This window comes from Pseudomonas sp. ACM7, assembly GCF_004136015.1.
Lineage (GTDB): Bacteria > Pseudomonadota > Gammaproteobacteria > Pseudomonadales > Pseudomonadaceae > Aquipseudomonas > Aquipseudomonas frigoris.
In genome coordinates this window covers 2,819,955-2,845,949 of record NZ_CP024866.1, presented here as the reverse complement: position 1 = coordinate 2,845,949, position 25,995 = coordinate 2,819,955, and the positions used below count along the sequence as shown (strand labels likewise).

Below are 25,995 nucleotides of genomic sequence, written 5' to 3'. Positions count from 1 at the left end.
CCCGGGGGACTTGAGTTACAGGTAGTAAACGTCGAAGGTCACAAACCCATCGACCTTGTACTCATCGGTGGTGACCGGAAGATCCCTGGCCGGGCGAATTGCCGCTGCCACTTTCATGGGAAAGGAGTGGAAAGTGGCGGCAATCGGCCCTTTAACCTCGTCTTCGCCCCAGGAATAGCTGGTAGGCGCATTCGACACCATCAGGCTGCGCGGGGTACGCCAGTTAAGATTATCGGGGGTACGAACCAGAAATTGCTGTGCTTGCTGATCTGCACTTGGGGTGCCAACTCGCAAGCCGAAACCGCCAATCGCCACGCCGTTTACGGTACCTAGACCGTAATACAGATTTTCACCGGTAAAACCGGTAGGGCTAAAAACCAAACCTGGCGCCTTGGTATCGCCACGACCATCCGTCACGGCGAACTCCACGGCGGCGGGCGCGGTGCACGCGATTTTCAGCGTGACGTCCTTCTCGGGAAAATTGGTTTGAGCAGCAACATTCAGTTCTTTTGCAGACAACTTACCCAGGTCCACAGTCGTACCACCGGCAAACGTCGGGATACACGAAGTTGGCGTAACAGCGCCGGTCACCGTCAAACTGGTACTTGCTGCCGACGCCAACATCGGGGAAGCTGCAACTGCAATAGCGGCCATCAAAAAAAGATTTTCCATTTTTACCATCCTTGTTAAATATCGATATATAACTTTTGGAAATCCACAACTTCCAAAAAACAGACAAGTTTGATTTCCCCCTAACTTGCCCGGCGATGATTGCCGTTTACGTGGGATTTATCTGTAGGACGCATCTCTACTACTAATAGGATAAGGCTCAGGCTGGCGTAGCTTTTCGAGAATTATCTTGAAAGTTTTGAATGAAAAAACTTGTAGCACTCCAACCACCAACCGTGTGACTTTCCAACCACACCCGACAACACTGGAGCTCCGGTTTGTTTTTCGTGCACCACTCCTCTCCAGCGCCACGAATACGCATTAAACTTTTATTCAAAACAAATCAAACAGCAAAAGCACAATGAGAATCATCAAACTGAAATTCATGATCTAAAGTTACAACCCTTACTTTAAACCCTTTAAATGCATTCTTATTTCGACTTTATTCAATGCGTAAAAACTTGCACGCCGTTTGCCATATAACACTCGTCAGCGCAGCACTCACACCTGCTCCTCGCAGGCCGTGCCATACTCCGGCTTTGCCGCGATTCGAGATAACCAACTTGAGTTCCAGACAAACCATCGCTCTGGTGATATTGCTCAGTGTATTAATGAGCGGTTGTGCCACCCTTGATGCGCACAGGACTCCCAGCCAGGCGCTGCCCGCCAGCGATTCGGCGTTCGGCCGTTCGATCCAGGCCCAGGCTGCGCCTCATCAGGGCCGCTCGGGCTTTCGCCTGCTGTCCGACAGCACCGAAGCCTTCACGGCCCGCGCCGAGCTGATCCGCAACGCCCAAAGCAGCCTGGATTTGCAGTACTACATCGTTCACGACGGCATCAGCACACGGATGTTGGTGGATGAACTGCTCAAGGCTGCCGACCGCGGTGTGCGCGTACGCATTCTGCTCGACGACACCACCAGCGATGGCCTGGACCGGATCATCGCCACGCTGGCGGCGCATCCGCAGATCCAGATCCGTGTGTTCAACCCATTGCACCTTGGCCGCAGTACCGGCGTGACACGAACGGCGGGACGGTTGTTCAACCTGTCGCAGCAACACCGGCGCATGCACAACAAGCTCTGGTTGGCGGACAACAGCATGGCCATTGTCGGTGGACGCAATCTGGGGGATGAGTACTTCGATGCCGAACCCAACCTGAATTTCACTGACATCGACATGCTCGGCGTCGGCCCGGTCGCCGAACAGCTGGGGCACAGTTTTGACCAATACTGGAACAGTGCGCTGAGCAAGCCGATCGACGAGTTCCTCTCGAGCAAACCGACGGCCAGAGACCTGGAAAACACCCGGACCCGACTGGAAGAATCGCTTGAGGAAACGCGCAAACAGAATCACGCGCTCTACCAGCAGTTGACGACCTACACCACTCACCCGCGCCTGGCAATCTGGCGTCGGGAGTTGATCTGGGCCTGGAACCAGGCACTGTGGGACGCGCCGAGCAAGGTGCTGGCCGACGGCGAGCCCGACCCGCAGTTGCTGCTGACCACGCAGTTGGCGCCCGAGCTCAATGGCGTCAGCAAAGAGCTGATCATGGTTTCGGCCTACTTCGTACCCGGCCAGCCGGGGCTGGTGTACCTGACCGGGCGCGCCAATGCCGGGGTGTCGGTGAGCCTGCTGACCAACGCACTGGAAGCCACTGACGTCCCGGCGGTGCATGGCGGCTACGCGCCGTATCGCAAGGCACTGCTGGAGCATGGCGTGCAGCTGTTCGAATTGCGTCGCCAGCCTGGCGAAGGCGGCGGCAGCGGACCCCATCTGTTCTACAGCAAGTCCTACCGCGGCTCCGACTCCAGCCTGCACAGCAAGGCGATGATTTTCGACCAGCAGAAGTCTTTCATTGGCTCGTTCAATTTCGACCCACGCTCAGTGCTGTGGAACACCGAAGTCGGGGTGCTGGTGGACAGCCCGGAACTCGCCACGCGCGTGCGTGAACTGGCGTTTCAAGGCATGGCGCCGGCCCTGAGTTATCAGGCCAAGCTGGAAAACGGCCAGATTGTCTGGGTCACCGAAGATGACGGCAAACTGCACACCCTGACCAAGGAGCCGGGGACTTGGTGGCGTCGCTTCAATGCGTGGATGAGCACCACCGTCGGCCTGGAACGGATGTTGTAACCCTGTGGGAGCGAGCTTGCTCGCGATTGCGTCATCACATTCAACATCCCTGTGACTGATCAACCGCATCGCGAGCAAGCTCGCTCCCACAGGTTTAAGCCGGCTCCGCCACCGTGCCAAACGCGCCTTGCCGTGACAGCAGAATCACCAACCCCAGCGCACCGGCCGCCATCAGCAGTGGCAACGCATGCCCGCTGATCCACTGACTGCCGGCACCGGCCGCCAGCGGTCCGATCAGGCAACCGATACCCCACAGCTGCGCGATATGCGCATTGGCGCGCACCAGCGCATCGTCGCGATAGCGCTCGCCGATCAGGATCAGTGACAAGGTGAATAAGCCGCCGGCACTGGCACCGAACAACACCCACAACGGCCAGATCAGCAACGTGTCGATCAGGAACGGGATGGCCAGGCTCGAGATCAGCAGGACCACCGCACACCCGGTGAACAACGTACGTCGCGACAAGCGATCAGCCAGTGCGCCAATCGGCAATTGCAGCAAGGCATCACCCACCACCACCGTGCTGACCATCGCCAACGCAATTTCCGTCGTAAAGCCCTGACGCAGGCAATAAACCGGCAACAAAGTCAGGATCATCGCTTCGAATGCTGCGAACAGCGACACCGCCCAGGCAATCGCCGGCAGGCCACGGCAGAAGCCCAGCAAGTCGCTGAAGGTCACGCTGCAGGCTTCACTGGTCGGCGCGCCGCTGCGGCCCAGCAACAGGAACGGTGCTGCCATCAGCAAACCGACGCCGACCCAGAATCCGTAATCGTGCTCAGTGCCCAGTACGCCAAGCAGCAACGGCCCGGCCAGCTGACTCAGCGCATAACTGCTGCCATACAGCGCCACCAATCGCCCGCGCCATTGTTCGATCACCAGTTGGTTGATCCAGCTTTCGCCGAGGATGAAGACGAGGGTCAGGATCACGCCGATCATCAGCCGCAATACCAGCCAGATCGGATAGCTCGGCAACAGCGCCAGCAAACCGATGGACAACGCCCCGGCCCACAGGCACAAACGCATCAGATTGGCCGTGCCCAGACGCGCGGCCAGATGGCTGGAGATCTTTGCCCCCAGCAGTACGCCAATGGCGGGCATCGCTGCCATCACACCGATGGCGAACGAGCCGTAACCCCAGCCCTCCAGGCGAAACGACACCAGCGGCATGCTGACGCCCAGCGCCAGGCCGACACTCAAGACAGACGCCAACACGGCGAAATAAGTCGCCCAACGCATTTTCCACGCTCCTGTGGATTGTTATTTTTTAACCGGCGCACAAAGCAAATGTGGGAGCGGGCTTGCTCGCGAAGAGGCCATCACATCCAACATCATCGTTGGCTGTTACGGCGCCTTCGCGAGCAAGCCCGCTCCCACAAGGGATCTGCGTCGTTCAGGAGCCCGACTGACAATCGGGCTCCTTCACTGGCTTACAACTTGATCCAGGTCGCCTTGAGCTCGGTGTACTTGTCGAACGCATGCAGCGACTTGTCGCGACCGTTGCCGGACTGCTTGAAGCCACCGAACGGGGCCGTCATGTCGCCGCCGTCATACTGGTTGACCCACACGCTACCAGCGCGCAGTGCCTTGGCAGTCAGATGGGCCTTGGAAATATCCTGGGTCCACACCGCTGCGGCCAAGCCGTAAGGTGTGTCGTTGGCAATCGCAATGGCTTCTTCGGCAGTGTCGAAAGTGATCACCGACAGCACTGGGCCGAAGATTTCTTCCTGAGCGATTTTCATCGCGTTGCTGACGCCGTCGAAAATCGTCGGCTCAACGTAGGTGCCACCGGTTTCCTGAAGAATGCGTTTGCCGCCCGCCACCAGTTTGGCGCCGTCGGTGTGGCCGGATTCGATGTAGGACAGCACGGTGTTCATCTGCTGGGTATCCACCAGTGCGCCGACGTTGGTTGCCGGGTCCAGTGGGTTGCCCGGTTTCCAGGTTTTGAGGGCCTCGATCACCAGCGGCAGGAATTTATCCTTGATCGAACGCTCCACCAGCAGGCGCGAGCCGGCGGTGCAGACTTCGCCCTGGTTGAAGGCGATGGCGCCGGCAGCCGATTCAGCGGCAGCTTGCAGGTCCGGTGCATCAGCGAACACGATGTTCGGGCTCTTGCCGCCGGCTTCGAGCCAGACGCGTTTCATGTTCGATTCGCCGGAGTAGATCAGCAGTTGCTTGGCGATTTTGGTCGAACCGGTGAACACCAGGGTGTCCACATCATTGTGCAGGGCCAGGGCCTTGCCGACGGTGTGACCGTAACCTGGCAGGACGTTCAACACACCTTTCGGGATGCCGGCCTCAACGGCCAGCGCAGCGATGCGGATGGCGGTCAACGGGGATTTTTCGGATGGCTTGAGGATCACCGAGTTACCGGTGGACAGTGCCGGGCCGAGTTTCCAGCAGGCCATCATCAACGGGAAGTTCCACGGCACGATGGCACCGACGACGCCGACCGGCTCGCGGGTCACCAGACCCAACTGATCGTGCGGAGTGGCGGCAACTTCGTCGTAGATCTTGTCGATGGCTTCACCGCTCCAGCTCAGGGCTTGCGCCGCGCCTGGAACATCGATGTACAGGGAATCGCTGATTGGCTTGCCCATGTCCAGGGTTTCAAGCAGGGCCAGCTCTTCGGCGTGCTGTTTCAGCAGGCCGGCGAAACGGATCATGGTGGCTTTGCGTTTGGTCGGCGCCAGGCGCGACCAGACGCCGGAATTGAAAGTGGCGCGGGCGTTTTCAACAGCGCGCTGGGCGTCGGCGGCGTCACAGCTGGCAATCTTGCCCAGCAGACGGCCATCGACCGGGCTGATGCACTCGAAGGTCTCGGCGGAGACAGCATCGGTGTATTCGCCATTGATGTAGGCGCGGCCTTCGATCTTCAGATCGCGAGCCCGTTGTTCCCAATCGGCACGAGTCAGGGTGGTCATTCGAGTGTCCTCCTCTTGTTGAATACGAGCGCCCCGCGTTCTTCGCGGGCGTCCTCAGGAATTCTGCCCGGCCAGCCTGCTTTTTTCGGCCCAAGGCAACCGTCACCCTAAACCAGTGGTCGGGGTTGTTTCAATATATTTGACACAAGGTCGGCAAACGACCTTGCGGTGTTCATTTTAATAAACATAGACTTTGGACTTTCCAGCCATCGCACCGCAATCACGGGGGATTATAAGAATGAGCATCCAGGACATCGTCGACTTCAGCCAGGCCACCACCCAGCCCGATCGCTATCGGCCAGACCCGGCGAAAGTCCTCAAGGGCGACCCCGAACAAGCAGTGTACAACCACTACAACAGCCCTTGCGGCCAGATGAGCGCAGGCGTGTGGGAAGGCGAAGTCGGCCAGTGGCATGTGAACTACACCGAGCATGAATACTGCGAGATCGTTCAGGGGGTTTCAGTGCTGCGCGACAACGAAGGCAACGGCAAGACCCTGCGCGTGGGCGATCGCTTCGTGATACCGGCCGGGTTCAGAGGCACCTGGGAAGTGCTGGAGCCGTGCCGCAAGATCTATGTGGTGTTTGAACAGAAAGCCTGAGGATTTGGGTTGTCCCCCAGTCGGCCTCATCGTCGGAACGCCGCCCGGAGCAAGCTCGCTCCCACAGGGGAGTTGTGTCGATCACAAAACCTGCGGGAGCGNGCTTGCTCCGGGCGGCGTTCCGACGATGGGGCCCTGAAGAGCAACACAAAACCCCAAGCAACAAAAAAGGCCCGTATCTCGCGATACGGGCCTTTTTCGTAAGAGGGAAAAATCAATTACTTGATTTTGCCTTCTTTGTAGATCACGTGCTTGCGAACAACCGGATCAAATTTCTTGATCTCGATTTTGTCCGGAGTAGTGCGCTTGTTCTTGTCGGTAGTGTAGAAGTGACCAGTACCGGCGCTCGAAATCAAACGAATCAATTCACGCATGATTAGCTCCCTTAGATCTTGCCAGCTTTGCGGATTTCGGCCAGCACGACAGTGATGCCACGCTTGTCGATGATACGCATGCCTTTGGCAGATACGCGCAGACGCACGAAACGTTTCTCTTCTTCAACCCAGAAGCGGTGATGCTGCAGGTTCGGCAGGAAACGACGACGGGTTTTGTTGTTTGCGTGGGAAATGTTATTCCCAGTCACCGGACCCTTACCGGTAACTTGACATACTCTCGACATGCCTCAGCCCTCTAAAACCACATGCCCAACCCGGCATGGGTTGGCCGCTTAATCTCTCAGTCATTTGGCGCCAGGCGCCGCGTTTCTTTAGAGGTCTTACCGGCTACACCTACAGTGAAGGAACCGGGCCCCTAGAAAAGAGCGCTGCTTTATACCAGAAAGACTGGAGAGCAACAACATTCCGTGTGAACAGACTTGATAAAAACCCCGCTTTCCGGGCTTCGAGCGCCTTGGATAAAGGCTGTCGTCGCTAAAGACCGCTCGTCGCAGAGAATCAGCCAACACGCCGATTCAGAGTTTTTCTCAGCCAGCACGCACCGAAAACAAGCGCACATAGTCCCCTTAAAATGAAAAAGGGGATAGTCATTTGCAAAAGAGCCCACTAGGGTAAGCCTTTTCCAGACTGCACTTGCAGATGGGCCTTCGATCTGTAAAGGAATCCGACCATGCGCCTCGCTGCCCTACCGCTGTTGCTCGCCCCTCTTCTGCTGAGCCCATTGGCCCATGCCGCCGCTCTGAGCGTTTGCACTGAGGCAAGCCCGGAAGGGTTCGACGTGGTGCAATACAACTCGCTGACCACCACCAACGCCTCGGCCGACGTGCTGATGAACCGCCTGGTGGACTTCGATACCGCTAGCGGCAAAGTGGTCGCGAGCCTCGCGGACAGCTGGGAAGTCACGCCCGACGGCCTGACCTATGTCTTCAAATTGCACCCGCAGGTGAAATTCCACCGTACCGAGTACTTCAGCCCGTCGCGCGACATGACCGCCGAAGACGTGAAGTTCAGCTTCGACCGCATGCTCGACCCGGCAAACCCTTGGCACAAAGTGGCCCAAAGCGGCTTCCCGCATGCCCAGTCGATGCAGTTGCCGGCACTGATCAAGAAGATCGATGCGCTGGATACACTGACTGTGCGCTTCACCCTCGATCACCCGGACTCGACTTTCCTCGCCACCCTGAGCATGGGCTTCGCCTCGATCTACTCCGCCGAATATGCCGACAAACTGTTGAAGGCCGGCACCCCGGAAAAGCTCAACAGCCAGCCGATCGGCAGCGGGCCGTTCGTCTTCACGCGCTTCCAGAAAGATGCCTCGATCCGCTACAAGGCCAACCCGGACTACTTCCGCGGCAAGCCTTCGGTGGATCCGCTGATTTTCAGCATCACTCCTGACGCCAACGTGCGTTTGCAGAAATTGCGCCGCAACGAGTGCCAGATCGCCCTGTCGCCCAAGCCTCTGGACGTACAGGCAGCGCTGAAAGAACCGACCTTGAAAGTGGAAAAGACTGACGCCTTCATGACCGCGTTCGTTGGCATCAACAGCCAGCATCCGCCGCTGAACAAGCCCGAAGTGCGCCAGGCGATCAACCTCGCGTTCGACAAGGCCAACTACGTCAAAGCCGTGTTCGAAGACACCGCCGAACCTGCCAACGGTCCATACCCGCCAAATACCTGGAGCTATGCCAAAGGCCTGCCGGGTTATCCGCATGACGTCGAAAAAGCCAAAGCACTCATGGCGAAGGCCGGGCTCAAGAACGGCTTCCAGACCACCATCTGGACCCGACCTTCAGGCAGCCTGCTCAATCCTAACCCGAGCCTCAGCGCTCAAATGCTGCAATCGGACCTCGCGGAAATCGGCATTCAGGCCGAGATTCGGGTGATCGAATGGGGCGAACTGATTCGCCGCGCCAAGGCTGGCGAGCATGACCTGCTGTTCATGGGCTGGGCTGGCGATAACGGCGACCCGGACAACTTCCTCACGCCGCAGTTTTCCTGCGCGGCGGTCAAGTCCGGCACCAACTTCGCCCGCTACTGCAACCAGGACCTGGACAAGCTGATCAGCGCCGGCAAGACCACCGGCGAGCAAGGTGTGCGCACCAAGCTCTACGAGCAGGCTCAGGCGCAGATCCAGCAACAGGCGCTGTGGCTGCCGCTGGCCCACCCGACCGCCTTCGCGCTGACGCGCAAGGACGTCGAAGGGTATGCCGTCAGCCCATTCGGCCGTCAGGATTACTCGAAGGTCATCCTCAAGTAATCAGCGTCGCCACAAACCCTGTGGGAGCGGGCTTGCTCGCGAAAGCCGTCGATCATTCAACAGTGATGTTGCCTGACACGGCCCCTTCGCGAGCAAGCCCGCTCCCACAGGGGATTTGTGTTTGTCGGGCTTCCCGCTACATCCACCCATACTCAGCCATGGACAGCGGATCGCCGTCACCGATGATGAAATGGTCGAGCACCCGCACATCGATCAGGTCCAGCGCCTCTTGCAGGCGCTTGGTCAGCGTTCGGTCTGCTTGACTGGGGTTGGTATTACCCGACGGATGGTTATGGCAGAGGATCAACGCTGCGGCGTTGTGGGCCAACGCGCGTTTAACCACTTGTCTCGGATAGACACTGGTGCTGTCGATGGATCCGCGAAACAGCACTTCAAAGGTCAGCACTTGATGCCTGGAATCCAAAAACAGACAGCCGAACACCTCGTGAGGCTCATGGCGCAGCATTGACTTCAGGTAATCACGAACCGCCTGCGGATTTTCCAGCGCCGATTTTTGGCGCGCACGTTCGGCCAAATGCCGCCGGCCCATTTCCTGGACCGCTTGCAACTGAGCGAATTTCGCCGGCCCAAGCCCCAACTGCCTGCTGAATGCTGCTTGATCGGCCTCGAGCAGTGAGCGCAGGCTGCCAAACTGATTCAACAGGTGTCTCGCCAGATCTACCGCGCTTTTACCCGACACGCCGGTTCGTAAAAAAATCGCCAGCAATTCGGCGTCTGAAAGGCTCCCCGAGCCCAACTCCAGCAACCTCTCCCGCGGCCGTTCCGCCGCGGGCCAATCGCGAATACTCATAGCACCTCCCTGCTCTGTGGGCGCCGCTGTTCCGTAGCGGTCGCTGTGATATCGTAGCCCATCTTTTTTGCGAGCGATTTCACTCCTGGGGAGGGGGTATCGCCACGCAGTCATCAACGAAATGAAAGGCAGACCTATGCAGCGGCTGTATCGGAAACGCATCGTTCTGGGCGTCGGCGGCGGTATCGCTGCCTACAAGAGCGCCGACCTGGTTCGCCGCTTGATCGACCAGGGCGCCGAAGTGCGCGTGGTCATGACCCGCGGCGGCAGCGAGTTCATCACACCGCTGACCATGCAGGCCTTGTCCGGGCATCCAGTCCACCTCGATTTGCTCGACCCGGCGGCCGAAGCTGCCATGGGCCACATCGAGCTGGCCAAATGGGCCGACCTGGTGCTGATCGCCCCCGCCACCGCGGACCTCATTGCCCGCCTGGCCCAAGGCATTGCCGACGACCTGCTGACCACGCTGGTGCTGGCCACCGACGCCGTGGTCGCCGTTGCCCCGGCGATGAACCAGGCCATGTGGCGCGACCCGGCCACCCAGGCCAACCTGCAAACCCTCGAAAGCCGCGGCCTGAAAACCTTCGGCCCGGCCTCCGGCAGCCAGGCCTGCGGCGATGTCGGCATGGGCCGCATGCTCGAAGCCACCGACCTCGCTCAGTGTGCGGCGGACTGCTTCCAGCGTCAGGCGCTGACCGGCAAACACGTGCTGATCACCGCCGGCCCGACCCAGGAAAACATCGACCCGGTGCGCTACATCACCAACCACAGCTCCGGAAAAATGGGCTTTGCCCTGGCCGAGGCCGCAGTGGAAGCCGGCGCCCGCGTAACGCTGATAACCGGCCCGGTGCACCTGCCGACCCCGGATCGCGTCACCCGCATCGACGTGGTCAGCGCCCGCGACATGCTCGCCGCTTGTGAAGCCGCGATCCCTTGCGACCTGTTCATCGCCTCGGCAGCGGTCGCGGACTACCGTCCGGAAGTCGTCGCCCCACAGAAACTCAAGAAAGACCCTACGAACGGCGACGGCTTGTTGCTACAGATGGTGCGTAACCCGGACATTCTGGCCACCATCGCCACCCGCCCTGACCGTCCGTTCAGTGTCGGTTTCGCCGCTGAAACCGAACACCTGCTCGATTACGCTGCCCGCAAGTTGAAAGACAAGAACCTCGATTTGATCGTCGCCAACGACGTCGCAAACCCGAGCATTGGCTTCAACAGCGAAGAAAACGCCTGCAGCGTGATCGACCGCCAGCTACACGCCACACTTTTCGCCCAGACCAGCAAGAGCAAGATTGCTCGCCAGCTGATCACTTTTATCGCCGAACGTCTGAACCAGGTTTAATTTACATGCACACTTTGCAAGCCAAGATCCTCGACCCTCGCATCGGTACCGATTTCCCGCTGCCGCAGTACGCCACGCCAGGCTCCGCCGGCCTCGACCTGCGCGCCATGCTGGAAAAAGACACCGTCATCAAGCCGGGCGAAACCTTGCTGATTCCTACCGGCCTGTCGGTGTACATCGGCGATCCAGGCCTGGCGGCGCTGATTCTGCCGCGCTCGGGCCTGGGCCATAAGCACGGCATCGTGCTGGGCAACCTTGTCGGCCTGATCGACTCTGATTATCAAGGCCCGCTGATGGTGTCGTGCTGGAACCGCGGTCAGACCGACTTCAACATCGCGGTCGGCGAGCGTTTGGCCCAGCTGGTTTTGGTGCCGGTGGTTCAAGCGCACTTCGAGATGGTCGAAGAGTTCGTTGAAACCGAGCGCGGTGCCGGCGGTTTCGGGCACTCCGGCAGCCATTGATCACAGGAACTCAGGCTGGGCTCCCTGCCCGGCCTGACACCAAGGTTTTGCACTTCAGGATGAAAATTGCACTAGCCTCATCTGGAAGGTTTACCGCCCAAAATCAAGGCATTGGCCAGCCAATCGCTCGCTAATGTTGGGGGCATGGCCTTTGCACACCACGAACTCTCAGTGGAAAACGTCGTCATACCCTTCAGTTTGAGCCTGTCGACGAGTTCTTCGCAGCAGGTCCAACCACCCTTCGAGATGGAGCATTTCCAGTAATGAGCAGCCCAGCCCAAGTCGCACCCAAGTTCCCCGACAGCATCTTCCGCGCCTACGACATTCGCGGCACCGTCCCGGAATTCTTGAACGCTGAAACCGCTTATTGGCTCGGTCGCGCCATCGGCTCCCAGAGCCTGGCCCAGGACGAACCGAACGTTTCCGTCGGCCGTGACGGTCGCCTGTCCGGCCCAGAACTGGTCGAACAACTGATCAAAGGCCTCGCCGACAGCGGCTGCCACGTCAGCGACGTCGGCCTGGTGCCAACGCCTGCGCTGTACTACGCCGCCAACGTGCTGGCCGGCAAATCCGGCGTGATGCTCACCGGCAGCCACAACCCGTCGAACTACAACGGCTTCAAGATCGTCATCGCTGGCGACACCTTGGCCAACGAACAGATCCAGGCCCTGCACGAACGCCTCAAGACCAACAACCTGAGCAGCGGCAAGGGCAGCATCACCAAGGTCGAGATCCTCGACCGCTACAACACCGAAATCGTCGAGGACATCAAACTGGCTCGTCGCCTCAAAGTCGTGGTCGACTGCGGCAACGGCGCGGCCGGCGTGATTGCCCCGCAACTGATTGAAGCCCTGAACTGCGAAGTCATCCCGCTGTTCTGCGACGTCGACGGCAACTTCCCGAATCACCATCCGGATCCGGGCAAGCCTGAAAACCTTGTGGACCTGATTGCCAAGGTCAAGGAAACCAACGCTGACCTCGGCCTGGCCTTCGACGGCGATGGCGACCGCGTCGGCGTGGTGACCAACACCGGCAGCATCGTTTACCCGGACCGCTTGCTGATGCTGTTCGCCCGTGACGTGCTGGCGCGCAACGCTGACGCGGAGATCATCTTCGACGTCAAATGCACCCGTCGCCTGACGCCGCTGATCAAGGAATACGGCGGCCGTCCGCTCATGTGGAAGACCGGTCACTCGTTGATCAAAAAGAAAATGAAACAAACCGGCGCCCTGTTGGCCGGCGAAATGAGCGGGCACATCTTCTTCAAGGAACGCTGGTTCGGTTTCGACGACGGCATTTACAGCGCTGCGCGTCTGCTGGAGATCCTCAGCAAAGAAAAATCCACCGCGGAAGAGCTGTTTGCGACCTTCCCGAACGATATTTCTACGCCGGAAATCAATATCCATGTGACCGAAGAGAGCAAATTCAGCATCATTGATGCACTGCACGACGCGAAGTGGGGCGAAGGCGCCGACCTGACCACCATTGACGGCGTGCGAGTCGACTACGCCAAAGGCTGGGGCCTGGTGCGCGCGTCCAACACCACACCGGTGCTGGTGCTGCGCTTCGAGGCCGATGACGAGGCGGAATTGCAGCGCATCAAGGATGTTTTCCACGTCCAGTTGAAGCGTGTTGCACCTGATCTCCAATTACCGTTTTGATCTTCTGAAGCACCCGGAGCCCTGAATGACCCTCGAACGCGAAGCCGCCGCCAACACCGCCAAGGTCCTGTCCGAAGCGCTGCCTTACATTCGCCGCTATGTCGGCAAGACGCTGGTGATCAAATACGGCGGCAACGCGATGGAAAGCGAGGAGCTGAAAACCGGCTTCGCCCGCGACATCGTGCTGATGAAAGCCGTCGGCATTAACCCGGTGGTGGTTCACGGTGGCGGCCCGCAAATCGGCGACCTGCTCAAGCGTCTGTCGATCGAGAGCCACTTCATCGATGGCATGCGCGTCACTGACGCGCAAACCATGGACGTAGTGGAAATGGTCCTCGGCGGCCAGGTCAACAAGGACATCGTCAACCTGATCAACCGTCATGGCGGCAGCGCCATCGGCCTGACCGGTAAAGATGCCGAGCTGATTCGTGCGAAGAAGCTCACCGTGACCCGCCAGACGCCGGAGATGACCCAACCGGAAATCATCGACATCGGCCAGGTGGGCGAAGTGGTCGGGATCAACACCGACTTGCTGAACCTGCTGGTCAAAGGCGACTTCATTCCGGTGATCGCGCCAATCGGCGTCGGTGCTAACGGCGAGTCGTACAACATCAACGCTGACTTGGTGGCCGGTAAAGTCGCCGAAGCGCTGAAAGCTGAAAAGCTGATGCTGCTGACCAACATCGCCGGCTTGATGGACAAGTCGGGCACGGTCCTGACCGGTCTGACGACTCAACAGGTCGACGATCTGATCGCCGACGGCACCATCTATGGTGGCATGCTGCCGAAGATCCGTTGCGCGCTGGAAGCCGTGCAAGGTGGCGTGGGCAGCTCGTTGATCATCGATGGCCGGGTTCCGAATGCGATTCTGCTGGAAATCTTCACCGATACCGGTGTGGGTACGTTGATCAGCAATCGCAAGCGTCCTTAAGCGATAGCGCACACAAAAAGACCCCGCTCAGCCTGGCTGAGCGGGGTCTTTTTCTGCCTGCGATCCTTTGTAGGGGCGAGGCTTGCCCGCGAAGGCGGTGTATCAGTCAACGAAAATGTTGAACGTGATGGCCTCTTCGCGGGCAAGCCTCGCTCCTACATAGATCGGTGTCAGACGCCGAATTGGGCGCGGTAGGCTTCAACCGCTGGCAAATGCTGCTTGAGCTGGGGATCGTCCGCCAGGAATTCCAGCACCTGGTTCAGCGAAACAATGCTGATCACCGGAATGCCGAAGTCACGCTCCACTTCCTGGATTGCCGACAACTCGCCGTTGCCTCGCTCCTGACGGTTCAGGGCGATGAGCACGCCCGCAGCCTTGGCGCCGTCCTGGGAAGCGATGATCTGCATCACTTCGCGGATAGCAGTGCCAGCGGTGATGACGTCGTCGATGATCAGCACATCACCGGTCAACGGTGCGCCGACCAGGCTGCCGCCTTCGCCGTGGGCCTTGGCTTCCTTGCGGTTGAAGCACCATGGCAGATCACGACCATGATGTTCGGCCAAGGCCACTGCAGTGGTCGCCGCCAAAGGGATGCCTTTGTACGCGGGGCCAAACAATACATCGAACAAAATACCGCTCTCGACGATGGCTGCCGCGTAGAAACGACCCAGCTGCGCAAGGGCCGAACCCGAGTTGAACAGGCCGGCATTAAAGAAGTAAGGACTGGTGCGCCCGGACTTCAGGGTGAACTCGCCGAAGCGCAAAACGCCGCGATCGATGGCAAAACGAATGAAATCGCGCTGATACGCTTGCATGAAAAAAACCCCAAATACCACGGATTTAGCTAATTAGGTTGACGCCGTGTATCATACACGCACGCGATTTTTGGGGCCATTTATGCGGATCATCAGTGTGAACGTCAATGGTATTCAGGCTGCAGTGGAGCGAGGGTTGCTCAGTTGGCTGCAAGCACAGAATGCCGACGTCATCTGCCTGCAGGACACCCGCGCCTCCGCCTTTGAACTGGACGATCCAGCCTTCCAACTGGATGGCTACTTCCTTTATGCCTGCGAAGCCGAAGTTCCCGCCCAAGGTGGCGTGGCTTTGTATTCGCGGCTGCAACCGAAGGCAGTCATCAGCGGTCTCGGCTTCGAGACGGCCGACCGCTACGGGCGCTACCTGCAAGCCGATTTCGACAAGGTCAGCATCGCGACCTTACTGCTCCCTTCGGGGCAGAACGGCGATGAAGACTTGAACCAGAAGTTCAAGCTAATGGACGATTTCGCCCGTTATCTGGATAAACAGCGACGCAAACGTCGCGAGTACATTTACTGTGGCTCGCTGTACGTGGCGCAACAGAAGCTGGATATCAAGAACTGGCGTGACAGCCAGCAATCCCCGGGCTTCCTGGCACCTGAACGTGCCTGGATGGACGAGATTGTCGGCAACATGGGCTATGTCGATGCCCTGCGTGAAGTCAGCCGTGAAGGTGACCAGTACAGCTGGTGGCCGGATAACGAACAGGCTGAAATGCTCAACCTCGGTTGGCGTTTCGATTACCAGATACTGACCCCGGGCTTGCGCCGCTTTGTACGCAGTGCGCGCCTGCCACGTCAGCCACGGTTCTCGCAGCATGCGCCGCTGATCGTGGACTACGACTGGACGCTGACTATCTAGGTCACTGACACGAAAACCTGCTGACCGATTGACGAAAATGCCCGTATCGCAAGATACGGGCATTTTTCTTATGCGTTATCCCTTCAAGCAGCGGCGAAAAACGGCAGCGCCAGGTACAACTTGATCACGATGACATTAATGATGTCGATGAAGAAAGCACCCACCATTGGCACCACCAGGAACGCTATCTGCGAAGGTCCGTAACGTTGTGTCACCGCTTGCATGTTAGCGATGGCAGTTGGCGTTGCTCCCAGTCCGAAACCGCAGTGCCCTGCCGCCAGAACTGCCGCATCGTAGTTGCTGCCCATCATTCTGAATGTCACGAAAATCGCAAACAGCGCCATGACCAACGCTTGCGCAGCCAGAATGATAAAGATCGGCAACGCCAGCGCTGCCAGATCCCACAGTTTGAGCGACATCAGAGCGATCGCCAGAAACAGCGATAGGCTGACATTCCCCAACACGGAAACTTCACGCTCAAACACCTGATACAAGCCAAGTGCGGAAAGTCCGTTGCGTAAAACCACACCCACGAACAAGACACATACGAACGTCGGCAACTCAAATGCAGTTCCGTGGAGCAGGCCATTCAAGAGGGAGCCTGCCATCAGACTGACGGCGATCAGGGCGAGCGTCTCGATAAACGAAAATGGCGTGATCGAGCGCTCTTTGTTTGGCTGCTCAAAGCCCTTCGGCGGACGCGGCTTATCTTTCTCGCAACCGGGTGTCTGGACACGTTTGATGAGCAGGCGAGCGACCGGACCACCAATCAAACCACCCAGCACCAAGCCAAACGTCGCAGAGGCCATCGCGAGTTCAGAGGCGGACGCCAGGCCAAACTTCTCGCTGAACGTCGCTCCCCACGCAGCGCCTGTACCGTGACCGCCAGACAACGTAATCGAGCCCGTAAGCAAGCCCATCAACGGATCGAGCCCCAAGGCCTTTGCGAGCCCGATGCCCATGGCATTCTGGACCACCAGAAGCCCGATGACCGCCAGTAGAAAGACCCCCACTACGCGCCCGCCTTTCTTCAGGCTTGCGAAGTCAGCACTCAAGCCAATGGTGGCAAAAAACGCCAACATCAAGGGCGTCTGCAGTGAGGTGTCAAATCGGACGTCAATATCAAATCCCCGCAAAGCCAGGAGAAGCAGAGCCACCACCAGGCCGCCTGCTACAGGCTCAGGGATATTGTAACTGCGTAAAAAACCGATTCGTGTGACAAGTCCACGCCCCAACAACAGTACTAAAGAGGCGGCCACAAGTGTTCCATAGAAATCGAGCTGAACCATTGGGATTATTCTTTTATATATATTCAGGGGCGAACTTTTTACCTGGACACGCCTCTTGAACAGGTTGATCTTATCAACACTGATTTGCTTTAAATTCAAGGACCTTCAATGGTCTGAATATATCGAAATATTTCTGAAGGAATATTACTTGGGGCAACTTTATCAACCGCGAAGTCTCATTGCCAAGCACATAGGCGGTGTTGAGGCGAAGCAGTTGTGACTAGAAGTGTAAGAGCGATAGTGCGCAGCAATACCTGCGGCCGCTGGATATTGCTAATGGCAACGTTGGGGAAGTTAATCAAATCAAAAAAAAATGCCCCGACAAGTCAGGGCATTTGCTTTAAAGCGTGGCGAACTGCATTTCACACAGCTGTCGCTCCCACAAGGGAATCTAGCGCTGATCGTTATTTGATCAACCGCCAAGTGAACGGATACCGATACGGCACCCCTTCATTGGCCTTCACGCCACCGATGATCGTCAGTACCAGCGCACCGATCGCCAACGGAGCGAACAGGAAGAACCCGACGATCACCACCATCAGCAGCAAGCAGATGGCGGAGGCAATGGCGACGGTGATCTGAAAGTTCAGCGCCTCCTTGCCCTGCGCATCGATGAACGGGTCCATCTCGCGCTTCATCTGCCAGAGAATCAGCGGGCCGATCAGCGTGCCGAACGGAATCCAGATCCCCAGCAAGGCGGACAGGTGACAAAACATTGCCCACTGCCGAACCTCTTTGCTCGGTGTGGGAAGCAGCTGTTGCTCGTCACTCATAACGCCCTCCTTGCCCGGAGCAGTCCGATCAGTCGGCCAGTGCAGCCTTTTGCAGCTCGAAGATTTCAGTCATGCCTTTCTTCGCCAGTTCCAGCATAGCGTTCAGCTCTTCCGGCTGGAACGGTGCGCCTTCGGCAGTGCCCTGGACTTCGATGAAGCCACCCGTGCTGGTCATCACCACGTTCAGGTCAGTCTCGGCGGCGGAGTCTTCCAGATAGTCGAGGTCGAGTACCGGCTCGCCCTGGTACATACCCACCGAAACGGCAGCGATCATTTGCTTCAGCGGGTCGCCGCCTTTCAGGCCGCCGCGCTTCTTGATCACTTTCAAGGCATCGACCAGTGCAACCATGGCGCCGGTGATGGACGCGGTGCGGGTGCCGCCGTCAGCCTGGATCACGTCGCAGTCGACGTACAGGGTGACGTCGCCCAGCTTGGACATGTCCAGCGAAGCGCGCAGGGAACGGCCGATCAGACGCTGGATTTCCAGGGTACGGCCGCCTTGCTTGCCGCGGCTCGCTTCACGCTGGTTACGCTCGCCAGTGGCGCGCGGCAGCATGCCGTATTCAGCGGTCAACCAGCCTTGGCCCTGACCTTTGAGGAAACGCGGCACGCCGTTCTCGACGCTGACGGTGCAGATGACTTTGGTATCACCGAACTCGACCAGTACAGATCCCTCGGCGTGTTTGGTGTAGTTGCGGGTAATGCGGATCGAGCGGAGCTGATCGGCAGCGCGACCACTTGGACGTTTCATAGGGAATACCTGTACGGGGGACGGAAAACTGCGGAGCATTATAGAGCCGCAGGGCCACGAGTGGGCACTTCTAAAAAATCCCCCGACGACTGAAGGCCCTGAACGGCGCTTTGCCGACGACCTGCAGCCCTTTGTCACACCGTGTGTTTGGGCGCATTCGCCCCACTGCGCTACAATCCTGCGCCTTTGCTGCCTCTGGGCTTAAATTCATATAGATCAGGCCTGCGAAACCTTTGGTAACGCATGAACCTGCATTGCGAGGTACCTCCATGGTGCACAGCATGACCGCCTTTGCCCGCGTCGAAAAAGCCGGCGCCCAAGGCACCCTGAGCTGGGAACTGCGCTCGGTCAACAGCCGCTACCTGGAGCCGCACCTGCGTCTGCCGGAGTCCTTTCGCGACCTCGAAGGCGCGGTCCGCGAAGCGCTGCGCCAGGGAATCTCGCGCGGCAAGCTGGAATGCACCCTGCGCTTCACCGAAGAAAATACCGACAAACCACTGCAAGTGGACCGCGAGCGCGCCGCGCAATTGGTCGCTGCCGCCGAGACCATCGCCGGCCTGATCAAGAATCCAGCCGCGCTGAACCCACTGGAAGTCCTGGCCTGGCCCGGCGTGCTGGTGGGCGATGCGACCGACCCGCAAGCCTTGAATGCCGAAGCCCTGGCGCTGTTCAATGAAGGCCTTAAAGAACTCAAGGCCGGCCGCGAGCGCGAAGGCGCGGAGTTGGCGCGGTTGATCAACGATCGCCTGACCTCCATTGAAGAAGACGTGGTGACCCTGCGTGAACTGGTCCCACAGATGCTCGCCACCCAGCGCCAGAAAGTGCTCGACCGCTTTGCCGACATGAAGGCCGAGATGGACCCGCAGCGGCTGGAGCAGGAAATGGTCATGCTCGCGCAAAAGAGCGACGTCGCCGAAGAACTGGATCGCCTGAGCACTCACATCATAGAAGTTCGCCGGGTGCTCAAATCCGGTGGCGCTGCCGGTCGGCGCCTGGATTTCCTGATGCAAGAGCTCAACCGCGAAGCCAACACACTGGGCTCCAAAGCCTTCGACCCGCGCAGCACCCAGGCGGCGGTCAACCTCAAAGTGTTGATCGAGCAGATGCGCGAACAAGTGCAGAATATTGAGTAAGGCAACCCTGACATGACCCACAGCACCGGCACCCTGTACATCATTTCCGCACCTTCGGGCGCGGGCAAGAGCAGCTTGGTCAAGGCCCTGACCGACGCTGATCAGGAGATCCGCGTCTCCGTCTCCCACACCACCCGCGCCATGCGCCCCGGTGAAGTGAATGGCGTGAACTATCACTTCGTCGAACGCAGCGAGTTCGTGAAGATGATCGAGCATGGGGATTTCCTCGAGCGCGCCGAAGTGTTCGGCAATCTCTACGGCACTTCGCAAAGCCACCTGCAGCAGACCCTGGATGAAGGCCACGACCTGATTCTGGAAATCGACTGGCAAGGCGCCGAGCAAGTACGCAAGTTGATGCCTCAGGCCCGTTCGATCTTCATTCTGCCGCCGTCCCTGCAGGCCTTGCACCAGCGCCTGACCAATCGTGGCCAGGACAGCGACGAGATCATCGAAGGCCGGATGCGCGAAGCCGTCAGCGAAATGAGCCACTACGTCGACTACGATTACCTGATCATCAACGACGATTTCGCCCACGCACTGCGCGATTTGCAGGCGATTTTCCGTGCCAATCAGCTGCATCAGAAGCGTCAGCAGCAGCGTAACGGAAAACTTTTGGCCGAATTGCTCGGCTAAACAGCTCTTCCCAAAACCGTTGCAAGGGCTTTACATTGGCACTTGCAGCGCGTTGAAGGGCTTGGTCAAAAAATCAGCGCTTCCCTAATCGCTGGTGATTTTTTAAACTGTTGAGTCCGCTCGCCCAACCGGGCAGCGCGCATATTGCATTCGCTCCGAGGAATACCATGGCCCGCGTAACCGTTGAAGATTGCCTAAACCACGTGGAAAACCGCTTTGAGCTGGTCATGCTGTCTACCAAGCGTGCCCGTCAACTGGCCACCGGCGGCAAAGAGCCACTGGTTCAGTGGGAAAACGACAAGCCTACCGTTGTAGCCTTGCGTGAAATCGCTGAAGGCCTGATGAGCTACGAGTTCATCGCCAACGCTGAAATCGTCGAAGACGAACCGCTGTTCGCAGCGTTCGAGGACGAGTCCAACGAGGCAGTCTAAGCCATGCCTGGTCGACGTAGCACGGCGCGGGGTCACAGCGAACGGCAGGTTTCATCATGCCGAGCATAGACGCCCTCGCCGATCGCTTATCGACCTACCTCGGCAAGGACCAGGTCAACCTGGTCCGCCGAGCGTACTTCTACGCCGAACAAGCCCACGATGGCCAGCGCCGCCGTAGCGGCGAGGCGTACGTCACGCACCCACTCGCGGTTGCGAATATTCTTGCCGACATGCACATGGACCATCAGAGCCTGATGGCTGCGATGCTGCATGACGTAATCGAAGACACCGGTATTGCCAAGGAAGCGCTGCAAGCGCAGTTCGGCGAAACCGTGGCCGAACTGGTCGACGGGGTCAGCAAACTGACCCAGATGAACTTCGAGACCAAGGCCGAAGCCCAGGCTGAAAACTTCCAGAAAATGGCCATGGCCATGGCCCGCGATATTCGCGTGATCCTGGTCAAACTCGCCGACCGCTTGCACAACATGCGGACCCTGGAAGTCCTGTCCGGCGAAAAACGCCGACGGATCGCCAAGGAAACCCTGGAAATTTATGCGCCCATCGCCAACCGGCTGGGCATGCACGCCATCCGCATAGAATTCGAAGACCTCGGCTTCAAGGCGATGCACCCGATGCGTTCCGCACGGATCAACCAGGCGGTCAAACGCGCCCGGGGCAATCGCAAGGAAATCGTCAACAAGATCGAAGAATCCCTCAGCCACTGCCTGGCCATCGACGGCATTCAGGGCGAGGTCAGCGGTCGTCAGAAACACCTCTACGGCATCTACAAGAAAATGCGCGGCAAGCGTCGGGCCTTCAACGAGATCATGGACGTCTATGCGTTCCGGATCATCGTCGACAAGGTCGATACCTGCTACCGCGTGTTGGGTGCTGTGCATAATTTGTACAAACCGTTGCCGGGACGCTTCAAGGATTACATCGCGATCCCCAAGGCCAACGGCTACCAGTCGCTGCACACCACGCTGTTCGGCATGCACGGTGTACCGATCGAGATTCAGATCCGCACCCGTGAAATGGAAGAGATGGCCAACAACGGCATCGCCGCCCATTGGCTCTATAAATCCAGTGGCGATGAGCAGCCAAAAGGTACTCATGCCCGCGCCCGGCAGTGGGTCAAAGGCGTGCTGGAGATGCAGCAACGGGCCGGCAACTCGCTGGAATTCATCGAGAGCGTGAAGATCGACCTGTTCCCGGACGAGGTCTACGTGTTCACGCCCAAAGGTCGGATCATGGAGCTGCCAAAAGGCTCCACGGCGGTCGACTTCGCTTACGCGGTGCATACCGACGTGGGTAACAGCTGCATTGCCTGTCGGATCAATCGACGTCTCGCACCGCTGTCCGAACCGCTTCAAAGCGGCTCCACGGTCGAGATCGTCAGCGCCCCGGGGGCACGGCCGAATCCGGCGTGGCTCAATTTCGTGGTCACCGGCAAGGCACGGACTCACATCCGCCATGCGCTGAAACTGCAACGCCGCTCCGAGTCCATCAGCCTCGGCGAACGCCTGCTGAACAAGGTCCTCAACGGTTTCGACAGCTCGCTGGAGAAAGTAGCAGCCGAGCGCGTCAAGGCGATGCTCACCGAGTACCGCCTGGAACTGATCGAAGACCTGCTCGAAGACATCGGCCTAGGCAATCGTATGGCTTACGTGGTCGCCCGCCGACTGCTTGGTGAAGGCGAACAGCTGCCGAGCGCGGAAGGCCCGCTGGCGATTCGCGGCACCGAAGGCCTGGTGCTCAGTTACGCCAAGTGCTGCACGCCGATCCCGGGCGACCCGATTGTCGGCCACCTGTCCGCGGGCAAAGGCATGGTCGTGCACCTGGACAACTGCCGCAACATCAGCGAAATCCGCCACAACCCGGAAAAATGCATCCAGCTCTCGTGGGCCAAGGATGTCACCGGCGAATTCAATGTCGAGCTGCGCGTCGAGCTGGAACACCAGCGCGGCCTGATCGCTCTGCTGGCCAGCAGCGTCAACGCGGCCGACGGCAATATCGAAAAAATCAGCATGGACGAACGCGATGGTCGCATCAGCGTGGTCCAACTGGTGGTCAGCGTGCACGACCGCGTGCACCTGGCTCGCGTGATCAAGAAACTGCGCGCCCTGACCGGGGTGATTCGCATCACTCGCATGCGTGCGTAAGCCACTCATTACAAGGAGTCATTCATGACCAAAACAGTTATCACCAGCGACAAGGCCCCGGCCGCCATCGGCACTTACTCCCAGGCGATCAAGGCTGGCAACACCGTTTACATGTCGGGTCAAATTCCTCTGGACCCAAAAACCATGGAACTGGTTGAAGGCTTCGAAGCCCAGACCGTCCAGGTATTCGAGAACCTCAAAGCCGTGGCTGAAGCTGCTGGCGGTTCGTTCAAGGACATCGTCAAACTGAACATCTTCCTCACCGACCTGAGCCACTTCGCCAAGGTCAACGAGATCATGGGCAAGTACTTTGACCAGCCTTACCCTGCCCGCGCCGCCATCGGCGTAGCGGCCCTTCCAAAGGGTTCGCAGGTTGAGATGGATGCCATTCTGGTCATCGAGTAAATGCGTACGGCGCAACCCTCAAAGGGTTGCGCTGACTTCGTTCTGAAAGGATTCCACCATGCGCCAAGCGCTAGCTCTCTCGCTGGTCGCCCTCCTCTTGGGCGGTTGTGCCAGCAACCCTGCCGACCGTGACATCAGCGGCACCTGGATCAATCAGGCGGCCATCGATGCTGCAGCCAAAGGCGGCCCCCTGCGCGAAGCGCTCCAGGCCTATGGCCCGAACCTGGAATGGGACGTCAACACCAAGGCTGGTCAGGCCCGCTACACCAATGGTTTTGAAAACGTCGACGGCAAGCTGCTGGGCGAAGAGTCTGGCGCCTGGAAAGTCGACTTTTATGGCAGCTCCGCCAGCGAGCTGAAGCGTGACGGCAAGCAACTGAGCCAAGTCGCCAGCGACAATGAGCCGGAGCAAGTCTTCCACCGCGCGCAGGTTACTGTGCCGGATGGCGCACCGATGGGTGCCAGTTTTGAACGCGCACTGTATTCGGCCTACATGGGCGGCAGCTGGAAAGTCGTCAGCGGTCCCGGTGAAGGCAATACCGTGCAATTCCAGGCTGACGGCCAGGTTGCCGGCCTGCCGGGGGCGGATCGTTATGCCCTGTGTCTGGCGGGCGATTGCGCGTCGATGAGCGGCGGCAATGACAACATGTGGCTACAGGCGAATGGTCAGGGCAACACCTGGATCTTTGCGCGCAAGGGCAAGGAACTGGAAATCCTCCAGGCAGTGAACACCGCCCAGGCGGATGAAATGCCGCAGTTCACCCCGGGTGATCGCAAGTGGTTGCTGGAAAAACAGTGATACAGAATATAGGAGCCTACGGGCTCCTTTTTCTTTAGCCTGCGCCGTGAAATTCTTCACCCCTCTCAAGGATTGAACATGCGCCCACTGCTTGTCCTCAGCCTTTTGCTGCTCGGCGGCTGCACCTCTATTCCCGCCGAAACGGATATCAGTGGTATCTGGATCAATCAGGCGGCCATCGATGCAGCGGCCCAAGGCCAGTCTTTACATGAATCCTTAAACACCCATGGCCGGAATCTGGAATGGGACATCAACACTCGCACCGGCAAGGCGCAAGTGAGCAGCGGTTTTGAGAGGGGTGGAGGCCAACTGCTGCAAAAGTCCCCCAATGCCTGGACCGTCGACTACAACGGCTACGGCACTGACGAGCTGCGCCTGGATGGCAAGCGACTGACCCAACTGGCCAAGGAGCACGTCCCGCAGCAGGTGTTCAGTCGCCCCAGCAAGACCGCCAAAACGGGGACAAGGTGGGGAAACACCTTCAGGAATGCCCTCAATGCCGCTTACCTGGGCGGGCAGTGGAAAATTATCGGCGGTCACGAAACAGGCCAAATAGTCGAGTTTACGGAAGATGGCCATGTTTCAGGGTTACCGGGAACCGATCGATACGAGTTATGCCTGGACGGTGATTGCGCCAGCCAAGGCGCAGGCAATGACACCTTGTATCTGGGCACGGGTGACCTGAGTGACACATGGATTTTCGTTCGCAAAGGCAAGCAACTGGAGATGTTCCAGGCAATCAATCAATCCCGGCCAGACGAAATCCCCCACTTCACCCCCGGCCCACGCCAGTGGCTGCTGGTAAAACAATGACCCAAAAACAAAGGCGCCCGCAGGCGCCTGTTGTTTAGAGGCTCGATCAGTTCAAGCCCCTTGGGCAAGTATCGCGGCATAACCTTCGCGGTAACTTGGGTACTTCGGTGTCCAGCCCAAGGCTTTGGCCCGCACATTGCGGCAGCGCTTGCTGCCAGTGCGCCGCACGCTCGCATCGTCATCCCATTCGGTCACGCCCAAATACTCTCGTAGCCAGCCCACCACTTCTGCCAGTGGTGCTGGCGCATCGTCGACGCCGATATAGACGTCATCCAGCGCCACGCCGCGCCGGTCCGCCTCAAGCAAGCAGGCCATCAGCCCCGCCGCGTCGTCTGCATGAATACGGTTGCCATACAACGGTGGATCGACCGCAACGCGATAGCCGCGGCGAACTTGGGTCAACAGCCACTCACGGCCCGGACCATAGATACCGGTTAAACGCACAATGCTGGCCGGAATGCCGCTATTGAGGGCAATCTGCTCGGCTTCCAGCATCACACGCCCTGAATAGCCAGCGGCCACAGCAGGCGAAGTCTCGTCGACCCACTCGCCGTCCTGCTGGCCGTAAACGCTGCTACTGGAAACGAACAGCAGTCGATTGGGCTCTTGCCCGTAGTCGCCCAGCCACTCCAGCACGTGCTGCAAACCCTGAACATAAGCGGCGCGGTAACCCGCCTCATCGTGATCAGTGGCAGCCGCGCAATACACCAGGTAATCCACCGCTCCGACCGGCCAGGTCGCCGGGCAGTCTTCATTGAACAAGTCGCCGGCAACGCTAATGACGCCCTCGGGCAAGCGTGAAACGTCACGCCTCAGGCCATGAACCTCCCACCCGCAAGCGACCAATTGCGTAGCCAGACGACTGCCAATATCACCGCAGCCGGCAATCAAAACAGAAGGCGCGGACATCAGAAAACTCCCTCAAGAAAGGTACAGACTAG

Annotated in this window: 25 protein-coding genes and 1 pseudogene; 15 read left to right on the top strand and 11 right to left on the bottom strand. The window is 58.8% G+C overall.

Annotated features, from left to right (window positions below):
- Positions 1-15: 15 nt before the first annotated feature.
- Entirely contained in the window at positions 16-672 is a 657-nt protein-coding gene (locus CUN63_RS13300; RefSeq protein ID WP_129440005.1) for a DUF1120 domain-containing protein, read from the bottom strand.
- Between the two features lie 608 nt (positions 673-1,280).
- Between CUN63_RS13300 and CUN63_RS13295 the strand changes: the two genes are divergently transcribed.
- Complete coding sequence (locus CUN63_RS13295; protein ID WP_371928233.1) at positions 1,281-2,801, top strand: phospholipase D family protein; 1,521 nt, start codon at positions 1,281-1,283, stop codon at positions 2,799-2,801.
- A 94-nt stretch (positions 2,802-2,895) separates the two neighbouring features.
- Here CUN63_RS13295 and CUN63_RS13290 read toward each other — a convergent pair whose 3' ends face one another.
- Both CUN63_RS13290 and CUN63_RS13285 read right to left on the bottom strand, forming a co-directional pair.
- Positions 2,896-4,041: an MFS transporter gene (locus tag CUN63_RS13290; protein ID WP_129440001.1), complete on the bottom strand. Its 1,146-nt coding sequence runs from the start codon at positions 4,039-4,041 to the stop codon at positions 2,896-2,898.
- A 191-nt stretch (positions 4,042-4,232) separates the two neighbouring features.
- The gene (locus CUN63_RS13285) at positions 4,233-5,726 is read right to left on the bottom strand and encodes an aldehyde dehydrogenase (protein WP_046045050.1); all 1,494 of its coding nucleotides are present in this window, start codon (positions 5,724-5,726) and stop codon (positions 4,233-4,235) included.
- A 238-nt stretch (positions 5,727-5,964) separates the two neighbouring features.
- Here CUN63_RS13285 and CUN63_RS13280 point away from each other — a divergent pair, with 238 nt between their 5' ends.
- Positions 5,965-6,327 (top strand): cupin domain-containing protein, encoded by a 363-nt coding sequence (locus CUN63_RS13280; RefSeq protein WP_095126919.1) that lies wholly within the window; start codon positions 5,965-5,967, stop codon positions 6,325-6,327.
- A gap of 218 nt (positions 6,328-6,545) precedes the next feature.
- Here CUN63_RS13280 and rpmG read toward each other — a convergent pair whose 3' ends face one another.
- Positions 6,546-6,701 (bottom strand): 50S ribosomal protein L33, encoded by a 156-nt coding sequence (gene rpmG, locus CUN63_RS13275; protein ID WP_007894709.1) that lies wholly within the window; start codon positions 6,699-6,701, stop codon positions 6,546-6,548.
- Positions 6,702-6,712: 11 nt separating this feature from the next.
- Complete coding sequence (gene rpmB / locus CUN63_RS13270) at positions 6,713-6,946, bottom strand: 50S ribosomal protein L28 (protein ID WP_007894701.1); 234 nt, start codon at positions 6,944-6,946, stop codon at positions 6,713-6,715.
- Positions 6,947-7,392: 446 nt separating this feature from the next.
- Between rpmB and CUN63_RS13265 the strand changes: the two genes are divergently transcribed.
- Positions 7,393-8,979, top strand: coding sequence for an ABC transporter substrate-binding protein (locus tag CUN63_RS13265; RefSeq protein ID WP_129439999.1), 1,587 nt, complete (start codon positions 7,393-7,395; stop codon positions 8,977-8,979).
- 136 nt (positions 8,980-9,115) lie between these two features.
- On the opposite strand, the gene radC is transcribed toward CUN63_RS13265, so the two are convergent.
- Complete coding sequence (gene radC / locus CUN63_RS13260; RefSeq protein WP_129439997.1) at positions 9,116-9,790, bottom strand: DNA repair protein RadC; 675 nt, start codon at positions 9,788-9,790, stop codon at positions 9,116-9,118.
- A 136-nt stretch (positions 9,791-9,926) separates the two neighbouring features.
- Between radC and coaBC the strand changes: the two genes are divergently transcribed.
- The 4 genes and pseudogenes from coaBC to argB all read left to right on the top strand — a co-directional run bounded on the left by coaBC (position 9,927) and on the right by argB (position 14,188).
- Positions 9,927-11,135: a bifunctional phosphopantothenoylcysteine decarboxylase/phosphopantothenate--cysteine ligase CoaBC gene (gene coaBC, locus CUN63_RS13255; RefSeq protein WP_008150165.1), complete on the top strand. Its 1,209-nt coding sequence runs from the start codon at positions 9,927-9,929 to the stop codon at positions 11,133-11,135.
- A gap of 5 nt (positions 11,136-11,140) precedes the next feature.
- Positions 11,141-11,596: a dUTP diphosphatase gene (gene dut, locus CUN63_RS13250; protein ID WP_129439995.1), complete on the top strand. Its 456-nt coding sequence runs from the start codon at positions 11,141-11,143 to the stop codon at positions 11,594-11,596.
- Positions 11,597-11,853: 257 nt separating this feature from the next.
- A pseudogene (locus CUN63_RS13240) lies at positions 11,854-13,257 on the top strand (phosphomannomutase/phosphoglucomutase); the annotation flags it as partial.
- A 25-nt stretch (positions 13,258-13,282) separates the two neighbouring features.
- Positions 13,283-14,188: an acetylglutamate kinase gene (argB, locus tag CUN63_RS13235; RefSeq protein ID WP_109626724.1), complete on the top strand. Its 906-nt coding sequence runs from the start codon at positions 13,283-13,285 to the stop codon at positions 14,186-14,188.
- A gap of 170 nt (positions 14,189-14,358) precedes the next feature.
- Here the strand turns inward: argB and pyrE are convergent, their stop codons facing one another.
- A complete protein-coding gene (gene pyrE / locus CUN63_RS13230; RefSeq protein ID WP_129439991.1) occupies positions 14,359-15,003 on the bottom strand; it encodes an orotate phosphoribosyltransferase in 645 nt (214 codons plus the stop codon).
- 82 nt (positions 15,004-15,085) lie between these two features.
- On the opposite strand from pyrE, the gene CUN63_RS13225 reads away from it, so the two are divergent.
- A complete protein-coding gene (locus tag CUN63_RS13225) occupies positions 15,086-15,865 on the top strand; it encodes an exodeoxyribonuclease III (RefSeq protein ID WP_008030595.1) in 780 nt (259 codons plus the stop codon).
- Between the two features lie 83 nt (positions 15,866-15,948).
- On the opposite strand, the gene gltS is transcribed toward CUN63_RS13225, so the two are convergent.
- The 3 genes from gltS to rph all read right to left on the bottom strand — a co-directional run bounded on the left by gltS (position 15,949) and on the right by rph (position 18,678).
- Positions 15,949-17,154, bottom strand: a complete 1,206-nt coding sequence (gene gltS / locus CUN63_RS13220; protein WP_129445095.1) for a sodium/glutamate symporter — start codon at positions 17,152-17,154, stop codon at positions 15,949-15,951.
- A 404-nt stretch (positions 17,155-17,558) separates the two neighbouring features.
- The gene (locus tag CUN63_RS13215; protein ID WP_129439989.1) at positions 17,559-17,927 is read right to left on the bottom strand and encodes a DUF4870 domain-containing protein; all 369 of its coding nucleotides are present in this window, start codon (positions 17,925-17,927) and stop codon (positions 17,559-17,561) included.
- A gap of 28 nt (positions 17,928-17,955) precedes the next feature.
- Entirely contained in the window at positions 17,956-18,678 is a 723-nt protein-coding gene (gene rph, locus CUN63_RS13210) for a ribonuclease PH (RefSeq protein ID WP_010465211.1), read from the bottom strand.
- 269 nt (positions 18,679-18,947) lie between these two features.
- Between rph and CUN63_RS13205 the strand changes: the two genes are divergently transcribed.
- The 7 genes from CUN63_RS13205 to CUN63_RS13175 all read left to right on the top strand — a co-directional run bounded on the left by CUN63_RS13205 (position 18,948) and on the right by CUN63_RS13175 (position 25,054).
- Positions 18,948-19,811 carry a YicC/YloC family endoribonuclease gene (locus CUN63_RS13205; protein WP_008150145.1) on the top strand — a complete coding sequence of 288 codons (864 nt, stop codon included), beginning with the start codon at positions 18,948-18,950 and terminating at the stop codon, positions 19,809-19,811.
- Positions 19,812-19,823: 12 nt separating this feature from the next.
- On the top strand, positions 19,824-20,444 hold the full coding sequence (gene gmk / locus CUN63_RS13200) for a guanylate kinase (RefSeq protein ID WP_046045040.1): 621 nt from the start codon (positions 19,824-19,826) through the stop codon (positions 20,442-20,444).
- 167 nt (positions 20,445-20,611) lie between these two features.
- Complete coding sequence (gene rpoZ, locus CUN63_RS13195; protein ID WP_007894670.1) at positions 20,612-20,875, top strand: DNA-directed RNA polymerase subunit omega; 264 nt, start codon at positions 20,612-20,614, stop codon at positions 20,873-20,875.
- 56 nt (positions 20,876-20,931) lie between these two features.
- Positions 20,932-23,037: a bifunctional GTP diphosphokinase/guanosine-3',5'-bis pyrophosphate 3'-pyrophosphohydrolase gene (gene spoT / locus CUN63_RS13190; RefSeq protein ID WP_033059343.1), complete on the top strand. Its 2,106-nt coding sequence runs from the start codon at positions 20,932-20,934 to the stop codon at positions 23,035-23,037.
- 24 nt (positions 23,038-23,061) lie between these two features.
- Positions 23,062-23,442 carry a RidA family protein gene (locus tag CUN63_RS13185; protein ID WP_003229509.1) on the top strand — a complete coding sequence of 127 codons (381 nt, stop codon included), beginning with the start codon at positions 23,062-23,064 and terminating at the stop codon, positions 23,440-23,442.
- Between the two features lie 58 nt (positions 23,443-23,500).
- Positions 23,501-24,241 carry a hypothetical protein gene (locus CUN63_RS13180; protein WP_129439987.1) on the top strand — a complete coding sequence of 247 codons (741 nt, stop codon included), beginning with the start codon at positions 23,501-23,503 and terminating at the stop codon, positions 24,239-24,241.
- Between the two features lie 78 nt (positions 24,242-24,319).
- Entirely contained in the window at positions 24,320-25,054 is a 735-nt protein-coding gene (locus CUN63_RS13175) for a hypothetical protein (RefSeq protein WP_129439985.1), read from the top strand.
- Positions 25,055-25,105: 51 nt separating this feature from the next.
- Here the strand turns inward: CUN63_RS13175 and CUN63_RS13170 are convergent, their stop codons facing one another.
- A complete protein-coding gene (locus tag CUN63_RS13170) occupies positions 25,106-25,963 on the bottom strand; it encodes an SDR family oxidoreductase (RefSeq protein WP_129439983.1) in 858 nt (285 codons plus the stop codon).
- Positions 25,964-25,995: the final 32 nt, after the last annotated feature.

Coding starts and splice junctions, on each gene's coding strand:
- CUN63_RS13300 (WP_129440005.1), bottom strand. CDS start 672: ATGGAAAATCTTTTTTTGATGGCCGCTATTGCAGTTGCAGCTTCCCCG.
- CUN63_RS13295 (WP_371928233.1), top strand. CDS start 1,281: ATGAGCGGTTGTGCCACCCTTGATGCGCACAGGACTCCCAGCCAGGCG.
- CUN63_RS13290 (WP_129440001.1), bottom strand. CDS start 4,041: ATGCGTTGGGCGACTTATTTCGCCGTGTTGGCGTCTGTCTTGAGTGTC.
- CUN63_RS13285 (WP_046045050.1), bottom strand. CDS start 5,726: ATGACCACCCTGACTCGTGCCGATTGGGAACAACGGGCTCGCGATCTG.
- CUN63_RS13280 (WP_095126919.1), top strand. CDS start 5,965: ATGAGCATCCAGGACATCGTCGACTTCAGCCAGGCCACCACCCAGCCC.
- rpmG (WP_007894709.1), bottom strand. CDS start 6,701: ATGCGTGAATTGATTCGTTTGATTTCGAGCGCCGGTACTGGTCACTTC.
- rpmB (WP_007894701.1), bottom strand. CDS start 6,946: ATGTCGAGAGTATGTCAAGTTACCGGTAAGGGTCCGGTGACTGGGAAT.
- CUN63_RS13265 (WP_129439999.1), top strand. CDS start 7,393: ATGCGCCTCGCTGCCCTACCGCTGTTGCTCGCCCCTCTTCTGCTGAGC.
- radC (WP_129439997.1), bottom strand. CDS start 9,790: ATGAGTATTCGCGATTGGCCCGCGGCGGAACGGCCGCGGGAGAGGTTG.
- coaBC (WP_008150165.1), top strand. CDS start 9,927: ATGCAGCGGCTGTATCGGAAACGCATCGTTCTGGGCGTCGGCGGCGGT.
- dut (WP_129439995.1), top strand. CDS start 11,141: ATGCACACTTTGCAAGCCAAGATCCTCGACCCTCGCATCGGTACCGAT.
- argB (WP_109626724.1), top strand. CDS start 13,283: ATGACCCTCGAACGCGAAGCCGCCGCCAACACCGCCAAGGTCCTGTCC.
- pyrE (WP_129439991.1), bottom strand. CDS start 15,003: ATGCAAGCGTATCAGCGCGATTTCATTCGTTTTGCCATCGATCGCGGC.
- CUN63_RS13225 (WP_008030595.1), top strand. CDS start 15,086: ATGCGGATCATCAGTGTGAACGTCAATGGTATTCAGGCTGCAGTGGAG.
- gltS (WP_129445095.1), bottom strand. CDS start 17,154: ATGGTTCAGCTCGATTTCTATGGAACACTTGTGGCCGCCTCTTTAGTA.
- CUN63_RS13215 (WP_129439989.1), bottom strand. CDS start 17,927: ATGAGTGACGAGCAACAGCTGCTTCCCACACCGAGCAAAGAGGTTCGG.
- rph (WP_010465211.1), bottom strand. CDS start 18,678: ATGAAACGTCCAAGTGGTCGCGCTGCCGATCAGCTCCGCTCGATCCGC.
- CUN63_RS13205 (WP_008150145.1), top strand. CDS start 18,948: ATGGTGCACAGCATGACCGCCTTTGCCCGCGTCGAAAAAGCCGGCGCC.
- gmk (WP_046045040.1), top strand. CDS start 19,824: ATGACCCACAGCACCGGCACCCTGTACATCATTTCCGCACCTTCGGGC.
- rpoZ (WP_007894670.1), top strand. CDS start 20,612: ATGGCCCGCGTAACCGTTGAAGATTGCCTAAACCACGTGGAAAACCGC.
- spoT (WP_033059343.1), top strand. CDS start 20,932: ATGCCGAGCATAGACGCCCTCGCCGATCGCTTATCGACCTACCTCGGC.
- CUN63_RS13185 (WP_003229509.1), top strand. CDS start 23,062: ATGACCAAAACAGTTATCACCAGCGACAAGGCCCCGGCCGCCATCGGC.
- CUN63_RS13180 (WP_129439987.1), top strand. CDS start 23,501: ATGCGCCAAGCGCTAGCTCTCTCGCTGGTCGCCCTCCTCTTGGGCGGT.
- CUN63_RS13175 (WP_129439985.1), top strand. CDS start 24,320: ATGCGCCCACTGCTTGTCCTCAGCCTTTTGCTGCTCGGCGGCTGCACC.
- CUN63_RS13170 (WP_129439983.1), bottom strand. CDS start 25,963: ATGTCCGCGCCTTCTGTTTTGATTGCCGGCTGCGGTGATATTGGCAGT.